Annotated in this window: 21 protein-coding genes; 14 read left to right on the forward strand and 7 right to left on the reverse strand. The window is 53.3% G+C overall.

The features are described 5' to 3' along the window. Window positions 1–148 precede the first annotated feature (148 nt). Window positions 149–1099 carry a DNRLRE domain-containing protein gene (locus Q4E93_RS20015; RefSeq protein WP_303588267.1) on the forward strand — a complete coding sequence of 317 codons (951 nt, stop codon included), beginning with the start codon at window positions 149–151 and terminating at the stop codon, window positions 1097–1099. Between the two features lie 168 nt (window positions 1100–1267). Here Q4E93_RS20015 and Q4E93_RS20020 read toward each other — a convergent pair whose 3' ends face one another. From Q4E93_RS20020 to Q4E93_RS20030, 3 genes are all read right to left on the reverse strand, one after another. Then, on the reverse strand, window positions 1268–1609 hold the full coding sequence (locus Q4E93_RS20020; RefSeq protein WP_303588268.1) for a KH domain-containing protein: 342 nt from the start codon (window positions 1607–1609) through the stop codon (window positions 1268–1270). 25 nt (window positions 1610–1634) lie between these two features. Continuing rightward, entirely contained in the window at window positions 1635–2891 is a 1257-nt protein-coding gene (locus Q4E93_RS20025) for a polysaccharide lyase 6 family protein (RefSeq protein WP_303588270.1), read from the reverse strand. A 153-nt stretch (window positions 2892–3044) separates the two neighbouring features. Next, entirely contained in the window at window positions 3045–3599 is a 555-nt protein-coding gene (locus Q4E93_RS20030) for a hypothetical protein (protein ID WP_303588273.1), read from the reverse strand. A gap of 210 nt (window positions 3600–3809) precedes the next feature. On the opposite strand from Q4E93_RS20030, the gene Q4E93_RS20035 reads away from it, so the two are divergent. Further along, window positions 3810–6236, forward strand: coding sequence for an ABC transporter permease (locus tag Q4E93_RS20035; protein WP_303588275.1), 2427 nt, complete (start codon window positions 3810–3812; stop codon window positions 6234–6236). A gap of 21 nt (window positions 6237–6257) precedes the next feature. Here Q4E93_RS20035 and Q4E93_RS20040 read toward each other — a convergent pair whose 3' ends face one another. Together Q4E93_RS20040 and Q4E93_RS20045 are read right to left on the reverse strand one after the other, a co-directional pair. After that, the gene (locus Q4E93_RS20040) at window positions 6258–7043 is read right to left on the reverse strand and encodes a class I SAM-dependent methyltransferase (protein ID WP_303588276.1); all 786 of its coding nucleotides are present in this window, start codon (window positions 7041–7043) and stop codon (window positions 6258–6260) included. Window positions 7044–7074: 31 nt separating this feature from the next. Continuing rightward, entirely contained in the window at window positions 7075–7905 is an 831-nt protein-coding gene (locus tag Q4E93_RS20045) for a hypothetical protein (RefSeq protein ID WP_303588277.1), read from the reverse strand. A 94-nt stretch (window positions 7906–7999) separates the two neighbouring features. Here Q4E93_RS20045 and Q4E93_RS20050 point away from each other — a divergent pair, with 94 nt between their 5' ends. The 7 genes from Q4E93_RS20050 to Q4E93_RS20080 all read left to right on the forward strand — a co-directional run bounded on the left by Q4E93_RS20050 (window position 8000) and on the right by Q4E93_RS20080 (window position 15321). Continuing rightward, on the forward strand, window positions 8000–8545 hold the full coding sequence (locus tag Q4E93_RS20050; protein WP_303588278.1) for a hypothetical protein: 546 nt from the start codon (window positions 8000–8002) through the stop codon (window positions 8543–8545). 22 nt (window positions 8546–8567) lie between these two features. Further along, window positions 8568–9125: a DUF5025 domain-containing protein gene (locus Q4E93_RS20055; protein WP_303588280.1), complete on the forward strand. Its 558-nt coding sequence runs from the start codon at window positions 8568–8570 to the stop codon at window positions 9123–9125. Window positions 9126–9218: 93 nt separating this feature from the next. After that, window positions 9219–10076, forward strand: coding sequence for a carbohydrate deacetylase (locus Q4E93_RS20060; RefSeq protein ID WP_303588281.1), 858 nt, complete (start codon window positions 9219–9221; stop codon window positions 10074–10076). Between the two features lie 9 nt (window positions 10077–10085). Continuing rightward, window positions 10086–11555, forward strand: coding sequence for a potassium/proton antiporter (locus Q4E93_RS20065; RefSeq protein WP_303588283.1), 1470 nt, complete (start codon window positions 10086–10088; stop codon window positions 11553–11555). Between the two features lie 75 nt (window positions 11556–11630). Next, on the forward strand, window positions 11631–13445 hold the full coding sequence (locus Q4E93_RS20070; protein WP_303588285.1) for a sensor histidine kinase: 1815 nt from the start codon (window positions 11631–11633) through the stop codon (window positions 13443–13445). Between the two features lie 10 nt (window positions 13446–13455). Then, window positions 13456–13887 carry a response regulator gene (locus Q4E93_RS20075; protein ID WP_303588287.1) on the forward strand — a complete coding sequence of 144 codons (432 nt, stop codon included), beginning with the start codon at window positions 13456–13458 and terminating at the stop codon, window positions 13885–13887. Then, window positions 13888–15321 carry a hybrid sensor histidine kinase/response regulator gene (locus Q4E93_RS20080; protein ID WP_303588289.1) on the forward strand — a complete coding sequence of 478 codons (1434 nt, stop codon included), beginning with the start codon at window positions 13888–13890 and terminating at the stop codon, window positions 15319–15321. It begins immediately after the preceding gene. 189 nt (window positions 15322–15510) lie between these two features. On the opposite strand, the gene Q4E93_RS20085 is transcribed toward Q4E93_RS20080, so the two are convergent. Both Q4E93_RS20085 and Q4E93_RS20090 read right to left on the reverse strand, forming a co-directional pair. Further along, window positions 15511–15963 (reverse strand): DUF6934 family protein, encoded by a 453-nt coding sequence (locus tag Q4E93_RS20085; RefSeq protein ID WP_303588290.1) that lies wholly within the window; start codon window positions 15961–15963, stop codon window positions 15511–15513. A 474-nt stretch (window positions 15964–16437) separates the two neighbouring features. Next, window positions 16438–17268: an SGNH/GDSL hydrolase family protein gene (locus Q4E93_RS20090; protein WP_303588291.1), complete on the reverse strand. Its 831-nt coding sequence runs from the start codon at window positions 17266–17268 to the stop codon at window positions 16438–16440. A gap of 328 nt (window positions 17269–17596) precedes the next feature. Between Q4E93_RS20090 and ppsA the strand changes: the two genes are divergently transcribed. The 5 genes from ppsA (at window position 17597) to Q4E93_RS20115 (ending at window position 24062) form a co-directional block, all read left to right on the forward strand. After that, window positions 17597–20095: a phosphoenolpyruvate synthase gene (gene ppsA, locus Q4E93_RS20095; protein ID WP_303588292.1), complete on the forward strand. Its 2499-nt coding sequence runs from the start codon at window positions 17597–17599 to the stop codon at window positions 20093–20095. A 147-nt stretch (window positions 20096–20242) separates the two neighbouring features. Further along, entirely contained in the window at window positions 20243–22093 is a 1851-nt protein-coding gene (locus tag Q4E93_RS20100) for a DUF4153 domain-containing protein (RefSeq protein ID WP_303588293.1), read from the forward strand. Window positions 22094–22207: 114 nt separating this feature from the next. After that, entirely contained in the window at window positions 22208–22801 is a 594-nt protein-coding gene (locus Q4E93_RS20105) for an RNA polymerase sigma factor (protein ID WP_303588294.1), read from the forward strand. Window positions 22802–22825: 24 nt separating this feature from the next. After that, window positions 22826–23026 carry a hypothetical protein gene (locus tag Q4E93_RS20110; RefSeq protein WP_303588295.1) on the forward strand — a complete coding sequence of 67 codons (201 nt, stop codon included), beginning with the start codon at window positions 22826–22828 and terminating at the stop codon, window positions 23024–23026. A 94-nt stretch (window positions 23027–23120) separates the two neighbouring features. Further along, entirely contained in the window at window positions 23121–24062 is a 942-nt protein-coding gene (locus tag Q4E93_RS20115; protein WP_303588296.1) for a FecR family protein, read from the forward strand. Window positions 24063–24134 lie beyond the last annotated feature (72 nt).

A 24134-nucleotide genomic window follows, 5' to 3' on the forward strand; every position in this document is an offset into this window, starting at 1 on the left:
TAATTTTTTTAGAACAGGCGATTTTCGCCGGCGGCTGGATCAGTTATGGGCTAATTCCACGCAGTTATCAAATATAGTCTCCGGATCCAGCGTTTAAGGGAAAATAGTGCTTATTTTAGGTTCATTTAACCTTAACAAATTGAAAACCATGATTCGGGCATACATATCCACCTTATTCTTTGCCGCACTGTTCATCTTCACCGGATGCAAAAAAGAACAGGTTGATCTCGACAAACCACCCGTCGTCGAGGCCGGCAGATCTCAAACCATTACATTGCCCGATTCAGTCGTTCTGACTGGTACGGCCAGGGCTGTTGACTCCGGCGGCCGTATTCTGGCTTATTTATGGAGCCAGGTTTCAGGCCCCGACGCAACGTCTATTATCAATCCCGGCTCGCCTTCCACGGTTGTCAGATTTGGTGTAAAGGGAACATATCTATTTCAGCTGGAAGCCACCGATGATCATGGTAACACCGGCGTAGATACGGTGAGTGTAATTGTCAACGCCTCCATAGCAGAGCCAGCCACTCTTGTATTGCAGCCCGCCAATAATCCGAATGAGTATGCTGTGGCTATTTATAACGGAGGTGATATAAGCGGCGTGTCCGGACCGGATATCCCCATTTCGGCATGGACCATCAGCAGCCTGCCAATTACCGTAAGGAACCTGATGAAATTTGATCTAAGCAGCATTCCGTCCTCTGCGACCATCGTAAGCGCTAACTTGTATCTCTACTCTTATCCGGCGCCTACGCTCAACGGTAATTTCCAGGATGCCAATTATGGGAGCGATAACACGTTGCTGGTACAGCGCGTGAGCTCCAGCTGGTCGCCGGTCGACCCGGGTAAGACCACCTGGTCCAATCAGCCATCTACCGATACCACCCACCAGGCGATTGCGCCAAGTACCACCCAATCCCAGCTTGACCTAAATCTTGATGTAACGGGTATGGTAAGAACGATGGTACTTGGTCATGCGAACTATGGATTCCTGTTGCGGCTGCAAAATGAAGTGACCTACACCAGTCGCATATTTGTAGCGAGCCACAATACCACGTATACAACCAAATATCCCAAGTTGGTGGTGACGTACCAATAATTGGTAACATTCCGGGATGGGTTTGGAGAGGACTATTATACGGGCGTGACGCCTGATGAGGCTAGGGTCCCTGTCTTTCTGTATAATGCGAAGGGGCGCCGGGGCTGGATTATTTTACGGATAATTATAAGCTGGCGGCGTGGTTGTTTCAATGACGGGGGCGTCGCGCTAATCGATGGTCAGCTCGTGCACCAGCCTGTCGTGTTCGTGATACCAGTCCGCGGTGCGGCTGCGCTCGGACTGCTCGTACATGTCGAAGACTTTATTGATCGTGCTTTGCAGCCATGTTATGGTGCGATCTACTTCTTCCTGGCGCCGTTTGAAATGGGTGTGGAACAACAGCCCGTAGATGCCGAAGGTGATGGCGAAGCGGGGGCTGGGGTTATCGATCTGTTCCACCGTGATCCTGGCGCCATGGATGTTTTCCAGGTCGGCGAGGATGATGCCGTCTTCCGAGCCTTTTTTGCCGATGGTCCTGCCTTTTTCGAAAATGCCCCAGTCTTTTTCCATGCCCATAAAGATACGACCGGCAAGCTTACTCTTTTACTATCTTCCCGTCGCAGCCTACTTCTGCGGGTGATAGGATGGGTACGGTCACCGGTGCGGACGAAATTTTGTCAGCACTTTTATCCAGGGGATTGACGGTGGTATATCCGCTGGCGGGCATGCTGCCGGCGCCATTGGTATGGAAAAGTATATTGCCCGACCATATCCCGCCCGTGTAAGGTCCGGCGATAGTGGCCGCTGGCCCTCCGCCCTCGATGACATTGTTGGCAATGGTGATGTCCGTAGCGCCCAGTCCATTGGTACGTCCGCTCTGGATAATGTTGGCTGTATTGTTCACCAGCGTATTGAAGGCGATCAGCACATGGTCGGGACGATCGTGCGCCGTCAGCGGCGCGCCATCCGCCACTTCTCCGTCGCCATTGCCCACCAGGATGGCGGGGTGGCAGCGCTCGAAATGGTTGCTGAAGATCGTGTGATCATCCCCGAAGATGCGCAGACCAGGGGTGTTGACGAAATAATTGCCGTAGATGGCGCTGCGGTTACCATGACGAAGGGTGAATTGGGCGGGGCAATCCCGGATGGTGTTACAGCGGATGGTCAGCTGGGATGCTTTTACGGAGATCAATTCATTTTCCCCTTCGCACTGCTCGAATAAATTGTATTCTACGATGCTGTTGCTGTTGGAGAGGCTAAAGCCGCTGAGACCGAACTGCAATGTCTCGGCGCCATTGCCTTTTTGCGGCGGCTGGTCGAAGAAATAGTTGTGGTGGATATGGATCCGCTGGGCTATCTGGCTGCCCGTGCCCCGGACGGCGACAAACCGGCCCATTGCATTCTTATGCTGGAAAGTATTGTAGTCTACCTCCTGGTCGTTGCCATTGATCAGCAGGTCTTCTCCGGGGCCTGGTGTTTGGAAGAGGCAGCGTGTCCACCGGCAGAAGCTGGTGCCGGCAGCCATGGTGGCGTGCGAAGCGCTGTGCGTAAACTTAAATCCCTGGATAATGATGTGGGTGGCAGGGCTTACCAGGCTGAACCCCGCGGCGCCTGCGATCTCGGCGCCGCCGATGCTTTGCGCCCTGATGGTGATGGGCTGCGATGCGGTGCCTTGCCTATCGATCGTGATGTCCGCGCTGGCGGTGTAGACGCCGTCGGCCAGGATGATCACGGCCCCGGGGGCAGCGTTGTTGATGGCAGTCTGCAAGGCGGACAGGGAAGAGACGGTGGTTTGCGCAGATGCGGCCAGGGTTCCTGCCAGGAACAAGGCGAGCCATGTACCATTTTTCATGTGTCAGGGTTTGGTAATCCCCTGTAAAATAGCGCTTCGGGTTGCAGGACGGATCAGAGAGATTGGCTGGTTTATAAGCTATTTTAGCGATGCCGCAAAAGCAAGCGCCTGGGATCCTTTCGGTCCCAGGCGCGATGTTGCATGATATCAGCTTTAGTTCATTACTGTATATTTTATATTGGACATTTTACCGTCCTTTATGTCTACCACGATGTCCCCGGAGGTCATGTCCCGCAACGTTGTCTGGAACGTGCCGGAAATGATGTGGTTCGTGCTGTCACAGGAACTGAGGTTGAAGAGCCCTTGTTCATTGTATACGTCCGTCAGCCATCCGCCGCCTGACATCTTCGTGCTGTAAGTAGTGAAGCCCTGAGTGGTGGCGCTTTCATCAATATTGGGCGTACTGGGATCGTCTTCAGGGAAAGCGTTGAGCACATAGGATTTCACTGTCATTCCATTACCTGTGGCCGTCTCGATTCCCAGTGTTATGATGAATTGTTTGCTGCCATCGGTGGACGTTCCGGCGATGTCCATCCTTTTCTCGTTGTCGCCCGTCGACCGGAGCAGGGTTGCCTGGAATACATTGAAGGTGGTGGCCTGGCCATTCACGGAAGCGGTGAACGTTGAGCTTGTTTTGGTACTACTGTCCTTCTTACATGCAGTGAAGAACAAGGTTGCGATTAAAAGGACCGATGTTGACTTTTTCATAGTTTTAGTTATAAAGGGGATAATTTGTACAAGATAACGTTTAAAACAAATTATTGGTATACGGCCCGGCGGCCGGAACAGGACAGGAAGTGTATCATAAACGGACAATGGTCCGTGGCCTGCCCGCTGCAATTTGCTGATTATTAGCTAATAAAAACAGCGGCATTCTTTTTATTGAATTAAAACGGAGCCTTTTAATTCCGATAAGCCATGTTCAAAAATTATTTTCTCATCGCCTGGAGGAACCTGAAGAACAACAAAGCTTTCTCCTTTATCAATATTTCGGGTCTGGCCATTGGCCTGGCCACCTGTCTGCTGATCCTGTTGTATGTGACGGATGAGCTGAGCTACGACCGCTGGAATAAGGAGGCGGACAGGATCTACCGGATCGACGGAGACCTGCATTTTGGCGGCAACTATTTCAACCTGGCGACGGTGCCGGAGCCCATGGGTGCGGCGATGAAGCGGGATTACCCGGAAGTGCAGCAATTCGTCCGTTTTCGCGGGTATGGTGGTATGCTGGTGAAGAAGGGACAGCAGAACATCCAGGAGAACAGGGTGACCTATACGGACTCCACTTTGTTCAGTGTATTTACCTTGCCGATGATACAGGGAGATCCCGGCAGGGCGCTGGCGGAGCCCCGGTCCGTGGTGATCACGGAAAAGATGGCGCTGAAATATTTCAATTCCACGGATGTCGTCGGCAAGTATCTCACGGTGAACGACACTGGTAATCTGAAAGTGACCGGCGTGATCCGGAACATCCCGGAACAGTCCCATTTTCAATTCGACTTCTTTATTTCGTCCAGGAACAGCATCCAGCGCTGGGAATTGGACGACTGGCTGAGCAATAATTTCAATACCTATGTGTTGTTGAAGCCGGGCGCGGATGCCAGGCGGCTGGAAGCCCGGCTGCCTCAAATAGTGGACCGGTACATCGGTCCGCGTGCCCAGGCGGTGATGAATGTGAATCTGGACCAGTTCCAAAAGAGCGGCAATTATTTACGGTATTCGCTGATGCCCCTGACAGCCATCCACCTGTATTCCAACAAGACTGCGGAGCTGGCGGGCAATGGCAGCATCCAGTACGTGTATATCTTTTCCACGATCGCCGTCTTTATCCTGCTGATCGCCTGCATCAATTTTATGAACCTGTCGACGGCTCGCAGCGCGGGCAGGGCCAAGGAAGTAGGGGTGCGGAAGGTGCTGGGCTCCACGCGGCAGAGCCTGATCCGGCAGTTCCTGATGGAGTCGATGCTGGTCTGTTTCATTGCGCTGGCATTGGCGGTGATCATTGCGATTTCTTTGTTGCCGCTGTTCAACCAGCTGGCCTCTAAATCGCTGACGCCGGACCTGTTCGGCAAACCCTGGCTGCTGGCGTCCCTGCTGCTGCTGACGGTGGTGGTGGGTTTACTGGCGGGTAGCTACCCTGCGCTCTTCCTTTCCGCCTTCCGTCCGGCGCAGGTGTTGAAAGGCAAGCTGGCCGCGGGCTTCAGGAGCGGATGGTTGCGAAGCAGCCTGGTCGTCTTCCAGTTCGCCATCTCGGTGGTATTGATGGTAGGGACCATCGTCATCTACAGGCAGCTGAACTATATACGCAATAAGAACATCGGCTACAACAGGGACCAGGTGCTGGTGCTGCAGAATACCAACGCGCTGGGGAGCCAGACGGCCGCTTTCAAAGAGGAGATCCTGAAAATGAACGGGGCGGAGCGCGCTACGATGACGGGCTATCTGCCTACGTCCACCTGGCGCAACGACTATCCCCTGTTCCCGGACCCGGGGATGGATGCTTCGAAGGCGGCGTCCATGCAGATCTGGAACGTGGATGAAAATTATATCCCCACGTTGGGGATGCAGATGGTGCAGGGGCGGAATTTCTCCCGGGATTTTCTCACGGATTCTACCGGCATTATCCTGAATGAATCAGCGGCGCGATTGTTAGGGTTCCGGGATGCCGTGAACAAGGACCTGTATTCCCTGGACAATTTCCCTGCCCGCGACCTGACGCACCTGCATGTGGTAGGCGTGGTGAAGGATTTCAACTTCAATTCGCTGCGGGAGCAGGTGACGCCGCTGGCGATGCGATGGAGAAAGGAGAACGGTAGTATTGCCGTACGGACGACCACAAAGAATATTCCCGGCCTGATCAATCAAATCGAGGCAAAATGGAGGACGATGGCGCCGGGTCAGCCTTTCAATTATTCATTCATGGATGATGATTTCAATAACAAGTACAGGACGGAGCAGCGGACAGGGGGATTGTTTATTGCGTTTGCATCACTGGCCATTTTCATCGCCTGCCTGGGCTTGCTGGGACTTGCGATGTTCACGGCCGAGCAGCGGACCCGGGAGATCGGGATCCGCAAAGTTTTGGGCGCCAGCGTGGGCAGTGTCATCACTTTGCTGACGCGGGATTTTCTCAGGCTGGTGCTGCTGGCGATCGTGGTGGCGTCCCCGCTGGCCTGGTGGGCGATGCATCACTGGCTGCAGGATTTTGCTTACCGGACCAGCATCAACTGGACGGTGTTTGCGATGGCGACGGGTGCGGCTTTGCTGACGGCGCTGGGGACCATCAGCGTGCAGGCGTTGAAGTCGGCGATGGCGAATCCGGTGAAGAGTTTGAGGACGGAGTAGGTAGGGCGGAGGCGATTCAGATCAGGCAGGCGCCACCAGATAATAAGCCGTGGTCGTCACGAAGTTCCTGAACCAGGGGATGCGGGCGATGACGGTGGACTGAACGCGCGGCTTCCAGCCGAACTTATATTCATAGATAGGGTTGATCAGGAACAACCTTCTATGCAGGACGCGATATTTTGTTTTCCGCAGGATGCGTTCGAACTTTTCCAGGGAGAGCCGGGTATCCCTGATCTCTATCAGGTCTTTTACGGGCTGATCGAATTTCCTTAAAATATACTTATACAGGGGTTCCGGCAGGAGATGGTAATACGGCATTTTCGCCAGGACCTTATTGGTGCAGATCTGCTGGTGTCCGCCAAAGGGCATTTGCCAGGGAGGAAAGCCGAAGAAGATAGCGCCTTTGGGGAGGAGGAAGGCATGCAGCCTTTCCATCAACCGTGCCTGGTCATAGATGTGCTCGATGACATCCTTGAGGACGATGAGGTCGAATTTGCCACCCAGGTCGCGGTCCACATCGACATCGTAAATATCGCTGATGATATAGGTGAGCTTTCCGGATGCGAGTTCGGGTTCCAGCCATTTGCGGCCGTTGACGACCCGCTCTTCCAGCAGTTCCACGCCTACGCCGATGCATCCTTCGTCGATGAAGGCTTTCAGGACACCGGCTTCGCCGGCGCCGATCTCCAGCACGCGGGCGCCCGGCTGAAGCGGAATATGTTCCCGGATGAAAGGGATGACATATTTTGCCGTATTCGAGACCTGTATGTCGAAATATTGTTTACGGTCCTTATGAAATTCGAACATAAGGTTTGCAAGGTACGACAATTTTGCGGTCTCATCTCAATTGCCGGACCATGTGGTGGTGCAGCATCTGGCGATAATATCTGGTATAGATCTTCAGTAATTTCCAGTCACTGAGATAGAAATTCCCTCTTTTGGTGACCTTGTCTATCCAGATCGTCGAATGGTTGTTTTTCTCCTTATACAGACGGAAACGCACCGATTGCAGGGTATCGGAGATGCCGGGGAAAGTGACATTATCGATGAGGTAACAGGTATTGGGTGTCTGGTGGCAGGCCGTATCCGGCATGGGGGTAAGCCCTTCTTTCCGCATGGCTTCCAGCACCTGTTCAGGGGGCAGCTTCACCGTGTAGTATTCCCCGATGTAGATGTCGCCATTGGGCGGATTGTGCGCGAGCCGGTAGGAGAGGGGCGGGGACGTGGACATAAAGGCAAGGCTGCAGGGAATGATCAGGTAGGGGGCTGCCAGGCCGGGGCGCGGGCGCCGGAACATCCTGTAGCGGTCGATATGCCGGATGAGATGAGAGGACAGGGGAAGGACCGCCAGGGCCAGCAGGTCGGAGTAGTCGACGGTCCGGGTGATGCCGATGGGCGCGAATGTATTATAGGTGTCGATACAGGGGGTGGACAGGGGAGATTTCCAGAAAATAAAGAACAGCCCAGTCAGCCATGGCATGGCGCTTGCGCGGTGCGGAAAGAGATAAGCCAGGAAGAGGGGAAAGATCAGCAGACCGGCAAAGTCCGAGAGTTTGCCTGTCAGCCAGCCGGGATAGGCGGCTTTTAGATAGTGGTCGTTCAGGGCGAGGACGAGCAGACAGGGCAGGAAGGCCCAATTAAGGAGGAGGTGCTTATTGCGGGGCGTCATGGTTAAGGTGTCGTTGGTGTGAAGATAGCCATGGAATCTTGTCCGTACAGATTTCTTTTATTATTTTTATAGTTCCCCGACCAATCAATATTAAATGAAACACGCCTTACTGCCTTATTCTAATGATGCAAAAAGGGTATTTTTCGTCCTGCTCCTGTTTGCCTCCTGCAAGAAATCAACGGACCTTCCTCCTGTCAACCCCTCTGCCATTGATCTGGCGAAGAATTACGTGGGAACGTATCATGTTACAGAGGACGCCTCTGTATTTTACCCTGAAGGTGCGCATACCATATCCGAATTTACGGGACATATCATACGGGATTATTCTTACCGGGGATCTCCGATAGTGCCGGATGGACGCCTCTTTCGGGATACGATCAACGTGATCGCATTCGTGCAATCGGGAAGGAACCCTGCCCCCAACTGGGCTGCACCGGGAAGGGATGTCGATCTTGGCTCTGATACGATCACATTTAAAGTCTTTAAAAGTTCTGTTGATCCTTTGAGAGATACGATCATGGGGGTATACGGGGGCCTGGCCGACGCTCAGGTCCTGGGGAAGGACTCGTTGTTATTTAACTATATGTATGGGTGGGGCGCCATCGCCTATGTCGTAAAGCAGACCTGGGTAAAGCAATGATCAATCTTAAAATGGATGGGATATGAAAAAGCTAATGGCCTTCGGGCTGCTGTTGACGGCTGTCTGTTATTCCTGTAAGAAGGATGCGTCTTCGGCTCCCCATAGTTCCGGAAATTATATCACGGCTACGATCGACGGTGTGCATGTTTCATTCGATAGCCTTGCTGATGCCTATGTAGATACAGTCACAAGCGTTGTAGTATTGTCGGGTTTTGTAGGCGTGCCAAAGACGGATACGCTGATGTATTCCGGTGGTTTTCAACAAACCTTGTCAGACTATATTTATTTGTGGATCGGGTATGAGTATGGTAAGCCTATTTCCACCGGAGAATATCATGATACGGCCATGCATTATTGGGTAGACCTTAATTATGCAAAATATATCAATACCACGTCCCGGCCGAATTACTACCTCTATGGTGATGTTACTTCGAGGAGTTCTGCTATGGCGACGGTAACCTCCGTTGCCGACAGCGTTATCGAGGGGACTTTCCAGGGCACAGTATATGCCCATGATGATCCATCAAAGATGGTGATTATCAAGGATGGAAAATTTAAAGCGAAGATGTGGCATCAATAGGCATTTACACCTATATTTTTTATCGAAAATTGTAATATTCCCCCATTTAGTACGTTTTTCGCGTGTAATTTCTGATCCTGACCTGTAACCTGTATGCGCACTGCTAATAAGATTATCATCAACGCCGATGACTTCGGCTATAGCGACGTTATTAATTCCGCCGTCCTCCGAAGCTTTCAGCGATTCCTTGTCACCAGTGCTTCTCTCCTGGTAAATATGCCCGGCTTTGACCATGCCGCGGGGCTCGTGCAGGAACACGCCTGTCTTTCCGGCGTAGTGGGTGTCCGGCTTAATTTTTCCGAAGGCTATTCCCTGACGTCCGCCATCCGGGACTGCGAACGTTTTTGCGATGGCGGGGGGCGTTTCGTCCTGCAGGACGGGCGGCGGCTGCTGCTGCTGAGCAGCCATGAGGAGCGGGCGGTCTATGAGGAGATGAAGGCCCAGCTGGAAAAGGCGCTGATGGCCGGGATACGGCCCTCGCACCTGGATATACATCACTCCCTGCATGCGCAATGGCCTGTCGCCTGTCTGATGGCGAAGCTTGGCCGCGAGTATGGCGTTCCCCGGATGCGATTTTTCAGGAACCTGGGGCCGCACATGCGTGGTGTGAGGGGAATTCACCGGCGGTGGTTCCTCCGCGTGATCTGGCGTTATATGGGTGTCACGGGGCCGGACCTTTCGGGTGACGCGGACGATCTTCTCGGGTTGCCTGCAAAGCGGCGCCCCATGGGTAAAAATATAGAGATCGGGGTTTCTCCCCGGGTGGACGAATATGGGGACCTGACGGATCGCAGCGGGAAGGGCCTGCAATGGAAGCTGCGTCCCGTGATCGATCACCGTCATACGATGTCTTATACGGGTCTGCCGGTACGCGCTGGCGGCTGGCGGTTAGTGGACATGTTGAATAAATGGACCATCCCGGTCGAGGGCGTTCAGGCTAAGTTTCGTTAAATTGCGGTCATGCATATCACCGCTGAGCATGCCTTACTGGTCGGTTCCGTTCTCTTACTGCTGAGCATCATTGGCGGCAAGACCACGAGCCGCTGGGGGGTGCCCACGCTGATCTTTTTCCTGCTGGTAGGCATTTTGGCGGGATCGGAGGGCATCGGCGGCATTCCATTCGATGATATGCATATGGCGCAATTCATCGGTATCACGGCCCTCAATTTCATTCTTTTCTCGGGAGGGCTCAGCACGGATTTTCAAACCATCCGCCCTGTATTGCGGATGGGCCTGGCGCTGTCCACGCTGGGCGTGCTGCTGACGGCTGTTTCCGTAGGGGTCTTCGTGCATTATCTATTGGGGTTTACGTTCCCGGAGGGGCTGCTGCTGGGTTCCATTGTCTCTTCCACCGACGCGGCGGCCGTGTTTTCCATCCTGCGTGGCAAGGGCATCGGTTTGAAGGGCGCGCTGCGTCCCGTGCTGGAGCTGGAGAGCGGCAGCAACGATCCGATGGCTTATTTTCTCACCATCTCGCTGACCGCGGTAGTAAAAGAGGGGCATTTCCCTGTCGGGGAGCTGCTGCTCCTGTTCGTCAAAGGGTTTGTCATCGGAGGCGCCATGGGATATTGCACGGGGAAGCTCAGCTTCTGGCTGATCAACCGCATTCATCTGAACAACCAGGGATTGTATCCTGTTTTGCTCATGGCCCTGGCCATGTTCAGCTATGCGGCCACGGAATTCCTGGGCGGCAATGGTTTCCTGGCCATCTACATCTGTGCCGTGATCCTGGGTTCTTCCAACTTTATACATAAGCGCAGTCTTATCCAGTTCTATGACGGGATCGCGTGGTTGATGCAGATCATCCTGTTCCTCGCCCTGGGCCTGCTGGTATTTCCGTCCAGGGTCTGGGCTGTCGCATGGGATGGCCTGTTGATCTCCGCTTTTTTGATCCTGGTCGCAAGGCCTGTCGGGGTCTTCGGGAGCCTGCTGCTCAACAAAGCGAACCGCCGGAGCAAGCTATTCCTTTCCTGGGTCGGGTTGCGGGGGGCGGTGCCCATCGTGTTTGCCACTTATCCCAAGATCGCGGGGCTTGCCCAAAGCGATATGATCTTTAACCTGGTGTTCTTTATTGCCATCACCTCCGTCATCATCCAGGGCACTACCTTGCCGGCGGTGGCGAAAATGCTGCATCTGACGGTACCCGGTAGGGCCAAGCGGCGGATCGGCAGCGACCTGGAATTCATCGATCCCACCATGTCCGTGCGGGAAGAGATCCACCTGCCGCATCATTCCATCGTCAACGGCAGGAAGATCGTCGAGATCGGCTTCCCGAAAACGGCCAAGATCCTGCTGATCATCCGTGGCAAGGATTACATTACGCCAGTGGGGTCTACCGTATTGCGGGGCGACGACCGATTGCTGCTCCTGGCCGAGAATGAACGAGCTTTTTCTTTGGCAATCGCTTCTTTGGGGATAGCCAATCGGTGATTTTTTAGTAAATTACCCCACCCTGCCGCAGCATTACCTTATTTCTCCCGGCCTCACCCGGGGGGAGAAGCCATTATGAAAGGAAAAGGAACCATCGAAAAGACTTTGCTTACCGGCATCATCATTGCCATTATTTGCGTACTGGCCATCCTGCTGATATCTATCTGGCAGTCGCGGCGTCTGCAGGATACTACATCCCGCGTAAAACATACCAACCAGGTGCTCTTCGCAACGGAGGACATCCTGGACATGAGCCTCCGTTATGAGCTGGGGGTAAAGAATTTCCTCATCACAGGCGACAGCGCTTTCCTGGACTCCCTGGACGTCCTGTCTAACCGTCTGCAGCAGCGGCTGGCGGAAGGGAAACAGCTGATCCGCGATAATCCCGAACAGCAGGAACGCATGGAGACGCTGTACCGGTATATCGACAAGAACAGGGACCTGCTGGACCAGGCCATCCGGATGCACCGGGGTAATAATGTTGGCGGGGCCGCTAAGCTCATTGCTTCCAGCGCATCTTTCGGATATTCTCACCAGATCAGCCTGATGACTGACAGGCTGAAAACCGAGGAAAGCCGGCTGCTGAACGAGCGCCGCCGGGCCAACCAGCACAGGGCATCGGAATTGCAATATGTCCTCTGGGGCCTGATCGCCGCAGTAGCTGTCCTTGCTTTTGTCGTCATCAAGAAGATCCGCATCGACCTGGCCCGCGAACAGGAAGTGAAGGAGCAGCTGAATCAATTCAACAAGGTACTGGAGGACACCGTCAGGTCGCAGACCAAGGACCTTCAGGCATCGGAGGAAAAATATAAGACACTCTTCTATAAGAGCCCGCTGCCTAAGTGGATCTATGACCAGGATACCCTGCAGTTCCTGGAGGTCAACGAGGCGGCGGTCCGTCTGTACGGCTATAGCCAGGAGCAGTTCAAAAATATGACGATCAAGGATATCCGACCGCAGGAAGACATTGAACGTCTCCTGGAGGATATCGCCGGCCTCAGGACTTCCCGTGAGACTTACCGGGACAGCAACTGGCGGCATCTGAAAAAGAACGGCGAGGTCATCGATGTGGAGCTCACGGCCCATCCCATCGAATACGAGCGGAAGCGGGCGCGGATGGTGATCGTCAACGACATTACGGAACGGAAGAAGGCGGAAACGTTGTTGCAGCAGCTGAATCACGACCTGGAAGCCAGGGCGGCGGAGCTGGCGGCCTCCAACGCGGAGCTGGAGCGCTTTGCCTACATTGCGTCCCATGATCTGCAGGAGCCTTTGCGGATGGTGAGCAGCTTCCTGCAGCTGCTGCAAAAGAAATACAAGGGGCAGCTGGACGATAAGGCCACGCAGTATATCCATTTTGCGGTGGACGGGGCTGAGCGGATGAAGACCCTGATCCTCGACCTGCTGGAATACTCCCGCGTAGGGTCGGGAAAGGGATCTTTCACACCGGTGAAAATGGACGATGTGATGAAGGAGGTGGGCGAAACTTTCCGGGAGAAGATCATCGCCGCCCGGGCGAAGGTGGAGATCGGGCACCTGCCGGATGCATACGGGGACAAGGTGCAGCTGGTGCAGTTGATGCAGAACCTGGTGGGCAATGCCCTGAAATATCACAGCGGCGACCCTCCGCTGATCCGTGTACAGGGGAATGAAGTGCCGGGAGGATGGTTGTACAGCGTGCAGGACAATGGCATCGGCATCGACCCCATGTTCTTTGAGAAGATCTTTATTATTTTTCAACGATTGCATAACAAAAGCGATTTTTCCGGTACCGGCATCGGCCTGGCCATTTGCAAGAAGATCGTGGAGCGGCATGGGGGCAGGATATGGGTGGAGTCGTCGCCGGGAAAAGGCAGCTCATTCTTTTTCACTATTGCCAAACAACCATAAAACTTACCTTATGCAAGAGATCCATATTCTCCTGGTGGACGACAACGAAGGCGACGTCCTCCTTACCAAAGAAGCGCTGGAAGAAGCGAAGATCGTCAACCGTATATCCGTAGCCTATGACGGCATGGAGGCGCTGAGCTTCCTGAAAAAAGAACCTCCTTTCCGGGACCAGGAGTCGCCGGATCTCATCCTGCTGGATATCAACCTGCCGAAGATGGATGGAACGGAATTGCTCGGCATTATCAAGAACGATCCCCATTTGAAACGGATCCCCGTGATCATGCTGACCACTTCTTCCTCGGAAAAAGATATTATGACCTCTTATAACAATTATGCCAACTGCTATATCACCAAGCCGGTGGACCTGGACCGCTTTATGGATGTGGTAAGGACCATCGAGGATTTCTGGATCAGCATTGTGAAATTACCTAAATCGGCATAAATGTCCGGTATCAACGCATCACTCAGCATCCTGATGGTGGAGGATAATCCGGGAGATATTTTCTTACTAAAGGAATTTCTCCGCGCCACCGATATTTCCATTCAGAAGCTCTTCGAGGCGAGCCATCTTACAGCGGCCAGGAAGATCCTGTCGGAGGAAAAGGTCGACCTGGTGCTCCTGGACCTCTCGCTGCCGGATAGTTTTGGACTGGAATCCTATACGGGGCTGGGCGTGCTCGTCCAGCGGCTGCCTGTCATCCTGCTGACGGGGCTTTCCGATACGAACGTTGCGTTGCAGGCGCTGGCGATGGGGGCGCAGGATTATCTCACCAAGGGGGATTTCGATGAGAAGTTGCTGTCCCGCGCCATCCGCTACAGTCTCGAACGCAAACGGAACCTGGAGAACCTGCAGGAAAGCGAGGAGCGTTACCGGGAGCTGTTCAATAACAATCCGATGCCCATGTGGGTCTTCCATATGGATAGCCTGCTTATCCTGGAGGCGAATGGCGCTGCGGTGCGGCATTATGGGTATACCAATGAGGATTTTCTCCACCTGTCGCTGGCGGACCTGCGGCTGCATGGAGACCTCGCGGCATTGAGGAAGGAGGTGGAAGACCTGGGAAAGGCCAGGGTCGTAGAGCAGAAGGGGTTGATACAGCATATCCGGAAGAATGGGGACAACATTTTTGTGGAAGAGGCCTGGCATAATATCAATTACAGGGGACGGAGGGCCATCCTCGTGCTGGCAGGCGATGTCACGGAGAGGATCCTGCTGGAGAACGAGCTTAAGGAGCAACAGATGATGCGGCAGCGGCAGATCACCGAGGCCGTCATCATTGCGCAGGAGAAGGAGCGGACGGAGATAGGGAAGGAGCTGCATGACAATGTCAACCAGATCCTGGGCGCCAGCAACCTTTATGTCAATACGGCCATGTCGGATGATGAGATGCGGCAGGAGCTGCTGGAGCGTAGTACCGAGCTGATCAGCAGGGCGATCAATGAGATCAGGAAGATCTCCAAGTCCCTGATCACGCCGGGTCTGCGGGAGATCGGGCTGCTGGAGTCCATCGAAGATATCACGGATGATATGAAGGTGGCCAAGGGGATCCATGTGCAGCTGGATATTCATAATATCGTGGAGGCGGAAGTGGATGAGCAGCGCAAGCTGACCTTGTTCCGGATCATACAGGAGCAGTTGAATAATATCATGAAGCATGCGAAGGCGACGGAGGTGATGATCAGGCTGTCGCTGGAAGGGCCGGATATTGTGCTGGCGGTGGTGGACAATGGGGTGGGGTTTGATATATCACGGCATCGCAAAGGCGTGGGGATCACGAATATCATCAGCCGGACGGAGCTGTTTAAGGGGAGGGTGGAGATCCAGTCGAAGCCGGGGGATGGGTGCGTGTTGACGGTGAGGTTGCCTGCGGCTTGATTTTCTTGTTGGCAGAGACTACAAATCTTGCGTGTTACTGAGAATCTTTTTTGCCCTTGCTACTTTTTTGGGAAATAAAGTATCCTTAGGAGCTATACGCGTTCTGACGGCCACCACAGTGGTAGAAGGAGGGCTTTTTTTCAGACTTCTTTTCGAGGTATTTTTCTTAGCCAATGGCATATTTCAAAGTTAATTAATTCTTTTTATTAAAAAGGCCAAATATTCAATGTCGGCTTTTGGGTGGAAGGCTATTCGTTTATTATCGTTTTCAGAACCTGTGATGCCTGAAATGGTAAATTCCTTGCTAAAAACTGAGTAATAAGTCCTAAGAATTCGAGTATATAATTTTGTACGTTCGATCGTACTTCCCGCAAAAAAGACCTCAACCTGGGGATATTCAGTTGTGAAATCTTTTAAGATCGCAATTACGGTTGCTAATACTTTTACGATGTCCCCATTGTTGGAATTGGCGGTGTCATCCACTGAACCATCTGGCAATAAATCTCCAAAACCCAGGTTCATTATATTTTTTACCCCAACAGGAACGAAGTCTATTACTTTTTCTATTCTTCTTTTACCAATGCTGGTAAAGACATAACGTTCTGAACGAGGACGTTTATAGGAGTAAGGGATGTGAGTCATAAAATAGAACAAGGGCACAAAAATACTAAATATATTAGCGATTTGTTTTAAGGATTTTTATGAAGCCAAATAGTGTAGCGGGACATTAACCTGCACTTCGTGTTATCTGTCGTGCAAAAGAGAAGTCGCCAACAACGCTTCTTTACAGCAATTGCAATCTATCCCGCACTGAATGCCCCACTTGCACATTGTATCTGCCAGGGTCAGCCCTGCCGCGGAGCCGCCTTACATTGGGATATTCGATTCAGTCACAACTGTCAAATAATTTATGTGTTGAATAGTGATCAAATGCGCAGAGGTACCCAATGTACAGCGGCGGAGCGGTTAGGGCTGCCCGGCGAAAAGAAAAGGAAAAATGCGCCTGAAGGCAACAAAGCTATGGCACATTAAAGGTCCCGCGTGAGGGATGGGAGCGGTAGCCCGCAGCCAAAGGCGAGGACTACAAGCGTACAGCCCGATCCGAAGGGGCACGCCCTACAATTTCCTCAACACCTTCACCAACTTCTTCGCAATCCATGCATTCCCTTTATCAGATGGATGAAGCCCATCGTACGTCATTCCGATGGCATCGGCGGGATAGGGGTATTCGTCTACTTCCGGATGGAATGGTATAGTGGTATAATCCGGATAGCTGTAATTCCTGTATTCGCCCGTGGCCGAGTCCCGGAGACGTTTGTATCGCACGGTATGGGAGACGGATAGGTGCCGGTCGTGATAGAGATCGACGACCTTAAAATGCTCATGCTCCCCTATGTCGCGAATTGCATCCACCACCTGTTCCAGGCGCTGACCGTCCTTGTCTTTGTAGGAGCCGAAGGCGTTGTTCTTCGCATTATTGATGTATACAAAATCGCCCCGCTGCAGCGGAGTGATGAGCACGATGGAGGCATCGGGGTTCAGCCGCCGTATTTTGTCGATGATCATACGGAAGGCCCCGTAGATGGTGGTGTCTCCCGAACCGGATGCATAATCTTTCCAGAACCCGACATGATGCCCTTGCCACCAGTCATTGGTGCCGAGAAAAATGGAGTAGACGTCGGCCCTGGGTATGCCCAGGCGCTCGATGGAATCGGCGATCTTTCTCGAAGTCCAGCCATTATGTCCCTGGTTGATATATTGTACATACGATAGTTTTTCGGTTACCCGGGACAGGTAGCCTTTCGTCACCCGGTTGCCCGTTTCGTCGGGGTGATCGTTGAGATAGGTGATGGAATCCCCGATGGCTACCCAGGTGAGGGGCCGGTGGGTAAAGGAAAGGATAGGTATGGCGATGGCGAGGATGAGGAGGTAAATGAGCTTTTGCATATGGGGCGTAAATATAACAAATGGGGGTATTCGCCGGAAAGAGAAGTCCACTAAAATTGCTAAAACGTTTTATTGTGTTCTTTTTACATAGGCAAAAAAAGTATAATATATTTCCGGATCCTTGTATATCTTTACTGTGCAATGAGACCTGATTATCCTGCAAAAGTTTTTTCCGATAAGCGCACCGGCTATTGTCTGCTTGTGCAGTCGCTGGCGGCTTGCTTTTCCAGCCTGATGGCTGCCGCATGAACAGGTGGGGCGCTACCCCTCCTGCGGCTTCCCTGAAAAACTCACGCTTTTTTTCTTTCGTCACCAATGCTTTTGCTATATGACCCAACCTATCTACATTCTGCCGCTGCGGCAGGTCGGCCTATCCGATATAGGGATTGCCGGCGGAAAGAATGCCTCCCTCGGGGAGATGATCAATAATCTCGATGATCTTGGGATACGGATCCCGGATGGCTTTGTGATCACGGTCTATGCTTACCGTGAGTTTATCGCGTCCAGCGGCCTGGATCAGGAGATCCGGCGGCTTGTGAAGACCATCGACTACGACAGCGTGGAGTCCTTGCGCAGGGCGGGTCTGCAGGTGCGACAGCTGATACGCAACAGCAAATTCCCTCCGGCGTTGAGCGCGGCGATCATCGAAGCGTATCACCAGCTGTCGGGTCAGTATGGACAGACGGATACGGACGTGGCGGTGCGTAGTTCCGCAACGGCGGAGGATCTGCCGGATGCGTCCTTCGCGGGTCAGCAGGAGACGTATTTGAATGTACGCGGACCGGCCGCACTGATGGATTCGGTGCGCAACTGTTTTGCCTCCTTGTTTACGGACAGGGCCATCAGCTACCGGGAGAGTTTCCGCTTTGATCACTTCGAAGTAGGGCTTTCCGTCTGTGTGCAGAAGATGGTGCGTAGTGACCTGGGCGTTTCGGGCGTGGCTTTTTCCCTGGACACGGAATCGGGATTCAGGGATGCGGTGGTGATCAATGGCTCTTATGGACTGGGCGAGATGATCGTGCAGGGCGCTATTTCACCGGATGAGTTCATCGTCTTCAAGCCTACGCTGAAAAAAGGTTTTTCCTCCATCATCGAAAAGAAGCTGGGATCGAAGGACAAGCTGATGGTGTATGGGGACGACCCCGACGAACGGGTGAAAGTGATACCGACGGATAAGAATCTTCAGCATCGATTTTGCCTGGAAGAACTTATGGTGCTGAAGCTGGCCCGTTGGGTCTGCCTGATAGAAGACTATTACTCCAAGCTGAAGCGTCGCTGGTGTCCTATGGATGTGGAATGGGCGGTGGATGGCCTTTCCGGTGAATTGTTCATCGTACAGGCACGGCCCGAGACGATCCATTCCCGCAAGGAGCACAACACGCTGACGGAATACAGGATGTCGGAAGCGAGCCGGCAGGTGAAGCCTATCCTGAAGGGCATTGCGGTGGGAGACAAGATCGCTTCCGGCAAGGTGAACATCATGCATTCTTTGGACAAGCGGGTGACGGACGGGCATGAATTTACCCCGGGAGACGTGCTGGTGACGGATATGACGGACCCGGACTGGGAGCCCATCATGAAAAAAGCGGCGGCCATCATTACGAACAAGGGTGGGCGTACCTGCCATGCGGCTATTGTTGCCCGTGAGATGGGCGTACCGGCCATCGTGGGCTGCGGCAATGCGACAGAGCTATTGTCCGACGGGCAGGTGGTGACGGCTTCCTGTGCGGAAGGGGATGAGGGGATGGTGTACGAGGGCACGCTGGAGTTCCAGAAGATAGAAACGGACCTGGGCACTTTGCCGGAGATCCGTACGCCCCTGATGCTGAACGTGGGTTCGCCGGCCATGGCTTTCCATTATTCCCATCTGCCGCACCGGGGCGTGGGCCTTGCCAGAGAAGAGTTCATCATCAATAATTACATTGGCGTTCACCCTGTGGCATTGCTGACGCACGGAACATTGAAGGATGCGGCGCTGTCGGAGACCATCCGGAAGAAGATCCAGGGTTTTGCCGACGAGGAGGATTACTTTATCCGCAAATTATCGTATGGGGTAGCCCGTATTGCGGCGGCCTTCTACCCGGAGAAAGTGATCGTACGTTTCTCGGATTTCAAGAGCAATGAATACTTCAATCTCCTGGGCGGAAAATATTATGAGCCGCATGAGGAAAATCCGATGATCGGCTGGAGAGGCGCCTCCCGCTATTACGCTCCCCAGTATAAAGAGGCGTTTGGCATGGAATGCAAGGCCATCCGACGGGTACGCGAGGAGATGGGGCTGGACAATGTCGTGGTGATGATCCCTTTTTGCCGCACGGTGGAGGAACTGCACAAGGTGAAGCAAGTGATGAAAGAATATGGACTGGAGCAGGGAAAGCTGCGAGCCGTGAGCGACGAGCGGGGAGCTGCAAGCCGCAAGCCGCAAGCTGCAAGCGGGGACATTCAGCCGCTGGAAGTCTTCCTGATGGCGGAGCTGCCTTCCAATATCATCCTGGCGCGGCAGTTTGCAGAGCATATCGATGGGTTTTCCATCGGGAGCAACGACCTTACCCAGCTGACACTGGGGCTTGACCGGGATTCTTCGCTGGTGGCGCATATCTATGACGAGCGCAACGAGGCGGTGAAGGAGCTGCTGCGTATGCTGATCCGTACGGCTAAACAGTGCGGGGTGAAAGTGGGCATATGCGGACAGGGTCCCTCGGATTTCCCGGATTTTGCGCAGTTCCTGGTGGAAGAAGGGATCGACAGCATCTCGGTGACGCCGGATTCGGTGATCAAAACGATCAAGGCGATCCATAAGATCGAGGAGGCGGGGGTGGTGGTGTGAGCGGTGAGCTGTGAGCTGTGAGCTGCAAGCTGCAAGCTACAAGCTGCAAGTGGGGAGTTACGAGCTGTGAGCGACGAGTAATGAGCTGCAAGTTTTTTAGGTGGGGCCGGGAATACCATTTCCCGGCCCTTTTCGTTAGATTGGGATATGAAATTCCCCTCCCTATCCTCCCTGACCCATCGCGCGGGACACACTTTTCTGCGTTTTCCCCTGGCCATTTTGCTGGCAGCGCTGGCAACGTCCTTCGCCATCAGGATGGTGCCCGTCCTGGATTCGTCTGACAAGGTGCGTGTCCGATGCACCAATGCCATCGTCAGCTGCTATCTCGGTATGTTGTTGTCCATTGCCCTGACGGTGTGGGCGGAGCGGAGGAATTGGGCGCGCGGGAAGTCAGTGATGCTGCAGTCAGTGATCCTGGTGCTGGTGGTGGTCTATTTTTTCACGATGCCGGATGAGCTTCAGAAAAAGACGGTGATCCGGTGGGTGCTGTATGCCCTGGGGCTGCATTGGATGATCGCCGTCATCGGGTTCCTGGGCGGCGAGCATATCAACAGCTTCTGGCAGTATAATAAAAAGCTTTTTCTCCGGATACTCACCAGTGTGCTGTATACGACGGTACTGTATGCCGGTCTTGCGCTTGCCTTCCTGGCCATCGACAACCTGTTTAACGTGAACCTCAGCTACAAGTGGTATGCGGACACCTGGCTGCTGCTGGTGGGTGTTTTCAATACCTGGTTCTTTTTGTCGGGCTTTCCGGCGGACTATGCGGATGTCCCTGTCATCGACGATTATCCCAAAGGGCTGAAGATCTTTACGCAGTATGTGCTGCTGCCGATCCTCACGGTGTATATGGTCATCCTGTATGCCTATCTTTTCAAGATCGTCATTACGGCGCACTGGCCTACGGGCTGGGTGGCTTACCTGGTGCTGGGTTTCTCCGTGGCGGGCATCCTGGCGCTGCTGCTGATCTATCCGCTGCGCAACGATGAGGGGAGTAGATGGATCAATGGATATTCCCGCTTCTTTTACTTTGCGCTTTTTCCCCTGCTGGTGATGTTGGGATTTGCCATCTGGAAAAGGGTGGCGGCCTATGGGATTACGGAGCTGCGTTATTTTGTGCTGCTGCTGGCGGCCTGGCTGTTTTCTATCGCCGTGTATTTTCTGCGGAGCAGGAACAAGAATATACGGCACATCCCATTGTCGCTGTGTCTGCTGGCTTTTCTTTCCTCATTCGGTCCCTGGAGCGTCTTCAATGTGTCGAGATATAGCCAGCAGGCGAGACTGAAGGGCTACCTGGAGAAATATGGTCTTTTAAAGGACGGGAAGGTGACGGCGGCGCAGACGGCGGTGCCGGAGGAGGACCGGAAAGAGATCAGCACGATCACCGACTATATTGTGGAAACGCATGGGTACCAGTCATTACAGCCCTGGTTCCCCCAAAACCTGGATTCTATGATGCGGAAAGATTCGCAAGTGGGTAGATTAATTCAGGGGGGGCAGGCAGAAAGAATCATGGCACTTATGCATGTCCCGTATAAGGGCCGATATGAGTGGGATGGAGCGGTCGAGCCAGTGGAACGTTTCAGCTGTAGCATGCAGCCGGAGGATGCGGCGCTTTCCACGGAAGGGCTGCCTTACCTGGTCCCGCGTTTTGACCTGATTGGGGACGTCAAGGATGAGTTCAAGTGCTTAGGGTATAAAATAGGAGATGTCAGCCTCACCGTCTGCCTGGACTCGACGACGAGCGAACTGCGTCTTTTGCCTTCGGGGGACAGCGCCCTCCATGTCCCGCTGGCGACTATTCTGCAAAAGCTGCCGCGGTATGCCACTTACGGTGTGAAACTTCCGCCGGAGGAAATGACCCTGCCTTTTAAGGGGCCTCACTGGAAGGGAAGGCTTTTCGTACGGGAGCTCTTCGGCATGAAAAGAGATGGCGTTCTGCATGTCACCCGTCTTATGGGCGACATGCTGATAGGACAGGCGGGTGGCGGGCAATGACGTAAAGTGTCAAGTCGTTGGTTCCCAGTGCCTGGCGACCGCCTGCGGGTTAAATTAAAAGATAATATTACCTTAGCCCGCAAATTCTGCCATAAGGGGTTCCACTTTTTCAACATGCAACAACAGTTAAGCGATGCGGGGCTATTACATGCCATAAAAGAGGGTGATGCCGCCGCATTCAAGGTGTTGTATGACAGGTATTGGGAGCGTTTGTACCTGAAAGCCTGCCAACGGGTGGACAAGGATGAGGCGAAGGACATGGTGCAGGAGATCATGACCACTGTATGGCGCAGAAGAAAAGATCTATTCACCTTCGAAGACGGCGAGATCGGCCGCTATCTCTTTACAGCCGTGAAATACCGTGTCATCAGCCACTATGCCTTTAGTGCGGCGGAGATCAGGAACAGCACATTCTTCGAAGTGCTGACCGACCAGGTCCCGGCAAATGAATTGGAAGTAAAAGAGCTCAGTGCGCTCATCGAAGGGGAGGTCAGCCGGCTGCCCACCAAAATGCAGCAGGTCTTCAGGATGAGCCGGGAAGAAGACCTTTCCATTGCAGATATTGCACGCCAGCTGAATGTCTCCGAACAGACCGTCAAAAATCAGCTGACGGAAGCCCTGAAAAGACTGCGGGCCTCCCTTGCCTCCCGGGACAATGGGGATTGGGCCTTTGTCGTCATCCTTCTGTTCTATTATTGCTCCCAATAAAGTTCGGCGGCCGGGCAGACTGTCTTGCCAGACGGTGAGGCCCTGGCAGACGGCGAGGCTCTGTCAGAAGGTGAGGCCCTGGCAGAAGGTGAGGCCCTGTCAGATGGTGAGGCCCTGTCAGGCCATGAGGTCCTGTCAGAAGGTGAGGCCCTGTCAGGCCATGAGGTCCTGTCAGAAGGTAAGGCCCTGTCAGATGGTGAGGCCCTGGCAGGCCATGATTTATAGCCCTCCAGGATGTATTTGATATTTTTTCAAAAAAAACCTTATCCGGACTAGTACTAAAACGCATTTTTGAAGATAGAAGGTAAAAGGCTCCGAATTGGAAGAAAAAAATATCAGACGCATCCTGCAGCGGTACCTGCTTGGCAACGCACATGGCGAGGACGGCAATGCGGTGGACAATTGGTACGATTCATTTGACAATGAGCGACTCGTGCCGTTGTCTGAAGAAGAGACCGCTGCCACCCGGCAGGAGATCTGGGATAAAGTAGCGCCCGTTCTGTCGGAAGAAAAGAAAGTATGGACATTACCCTCCTATCTCAAAGTGGCAGCGATGATCCTCGTCATTGCGGGCGCCGCCCTTTTAATATTACATCACAGACATGGCCAGCAGGATGCCATTGCATTTACCACCATCAGCACGGGCATAGGCGAAAAGAAAAAGGTCACGGCCCAGGACGGCTCGCTGCTGCTGCTGAACGCGGGAACGACCATCCGCATACAAAATGACTTTTCCAGCGACAGGAAGATAGAGCTGGTCGACGGGGAAGTGTTTTTCGATGTAAAGACGGATGCGCAAAGGCCGTTTACGGTCACCAGCGGAAGCCTTACTACCACGGTGCTGGGGACCTCCTTTAATATATCGGCGTATAAGGAGCTGAATAACCTCAGCATTGGCGTCGTCGACGGAAAGGTGAGCGTGGCCGGCGACTCGGCAGCCCTCAGCGTGCTGCTGAAAGAAGAGGAGCTGGTGTTTAACAAGACCAGTAAGACCTATAAAAAGATCCCCCTGGACGAATCATTGACGGCCTGGCAAAGCGGAAGACTGGTGTTGAACGATCTTTCCTTTAATGAGATGGCCACCATCATGAAGAAGAATTATGGCATCGATGTCGTCACCAACGATGAAGCAATCAGGAACACGAGATACACCACGGAACTGTCGTCGGCCATGTCGCCGCTGCAGGCCATCCAGGTACTGGCCGCTATTCACGAGCTGAAGGTCAGGGAAAAGAACAAACAATTTTACTTAGCTAAATAAACCCACCATTTACCAATAAAAGAAAAACAGACGCCATATGCTAAATCGATACAGCTCATGGCAAGGCGCTGA

Origin of the sequence: Flavitalea plasmicola, from assembly GCF_030546645.1 — a bacterium.
In the GTDB taxonomy this organism is placed as follows: domain Bacteria; phylum Bacteroidota; class Bacteroidia; order Chitinophagales; family Chitinophagaceae; genus Puia.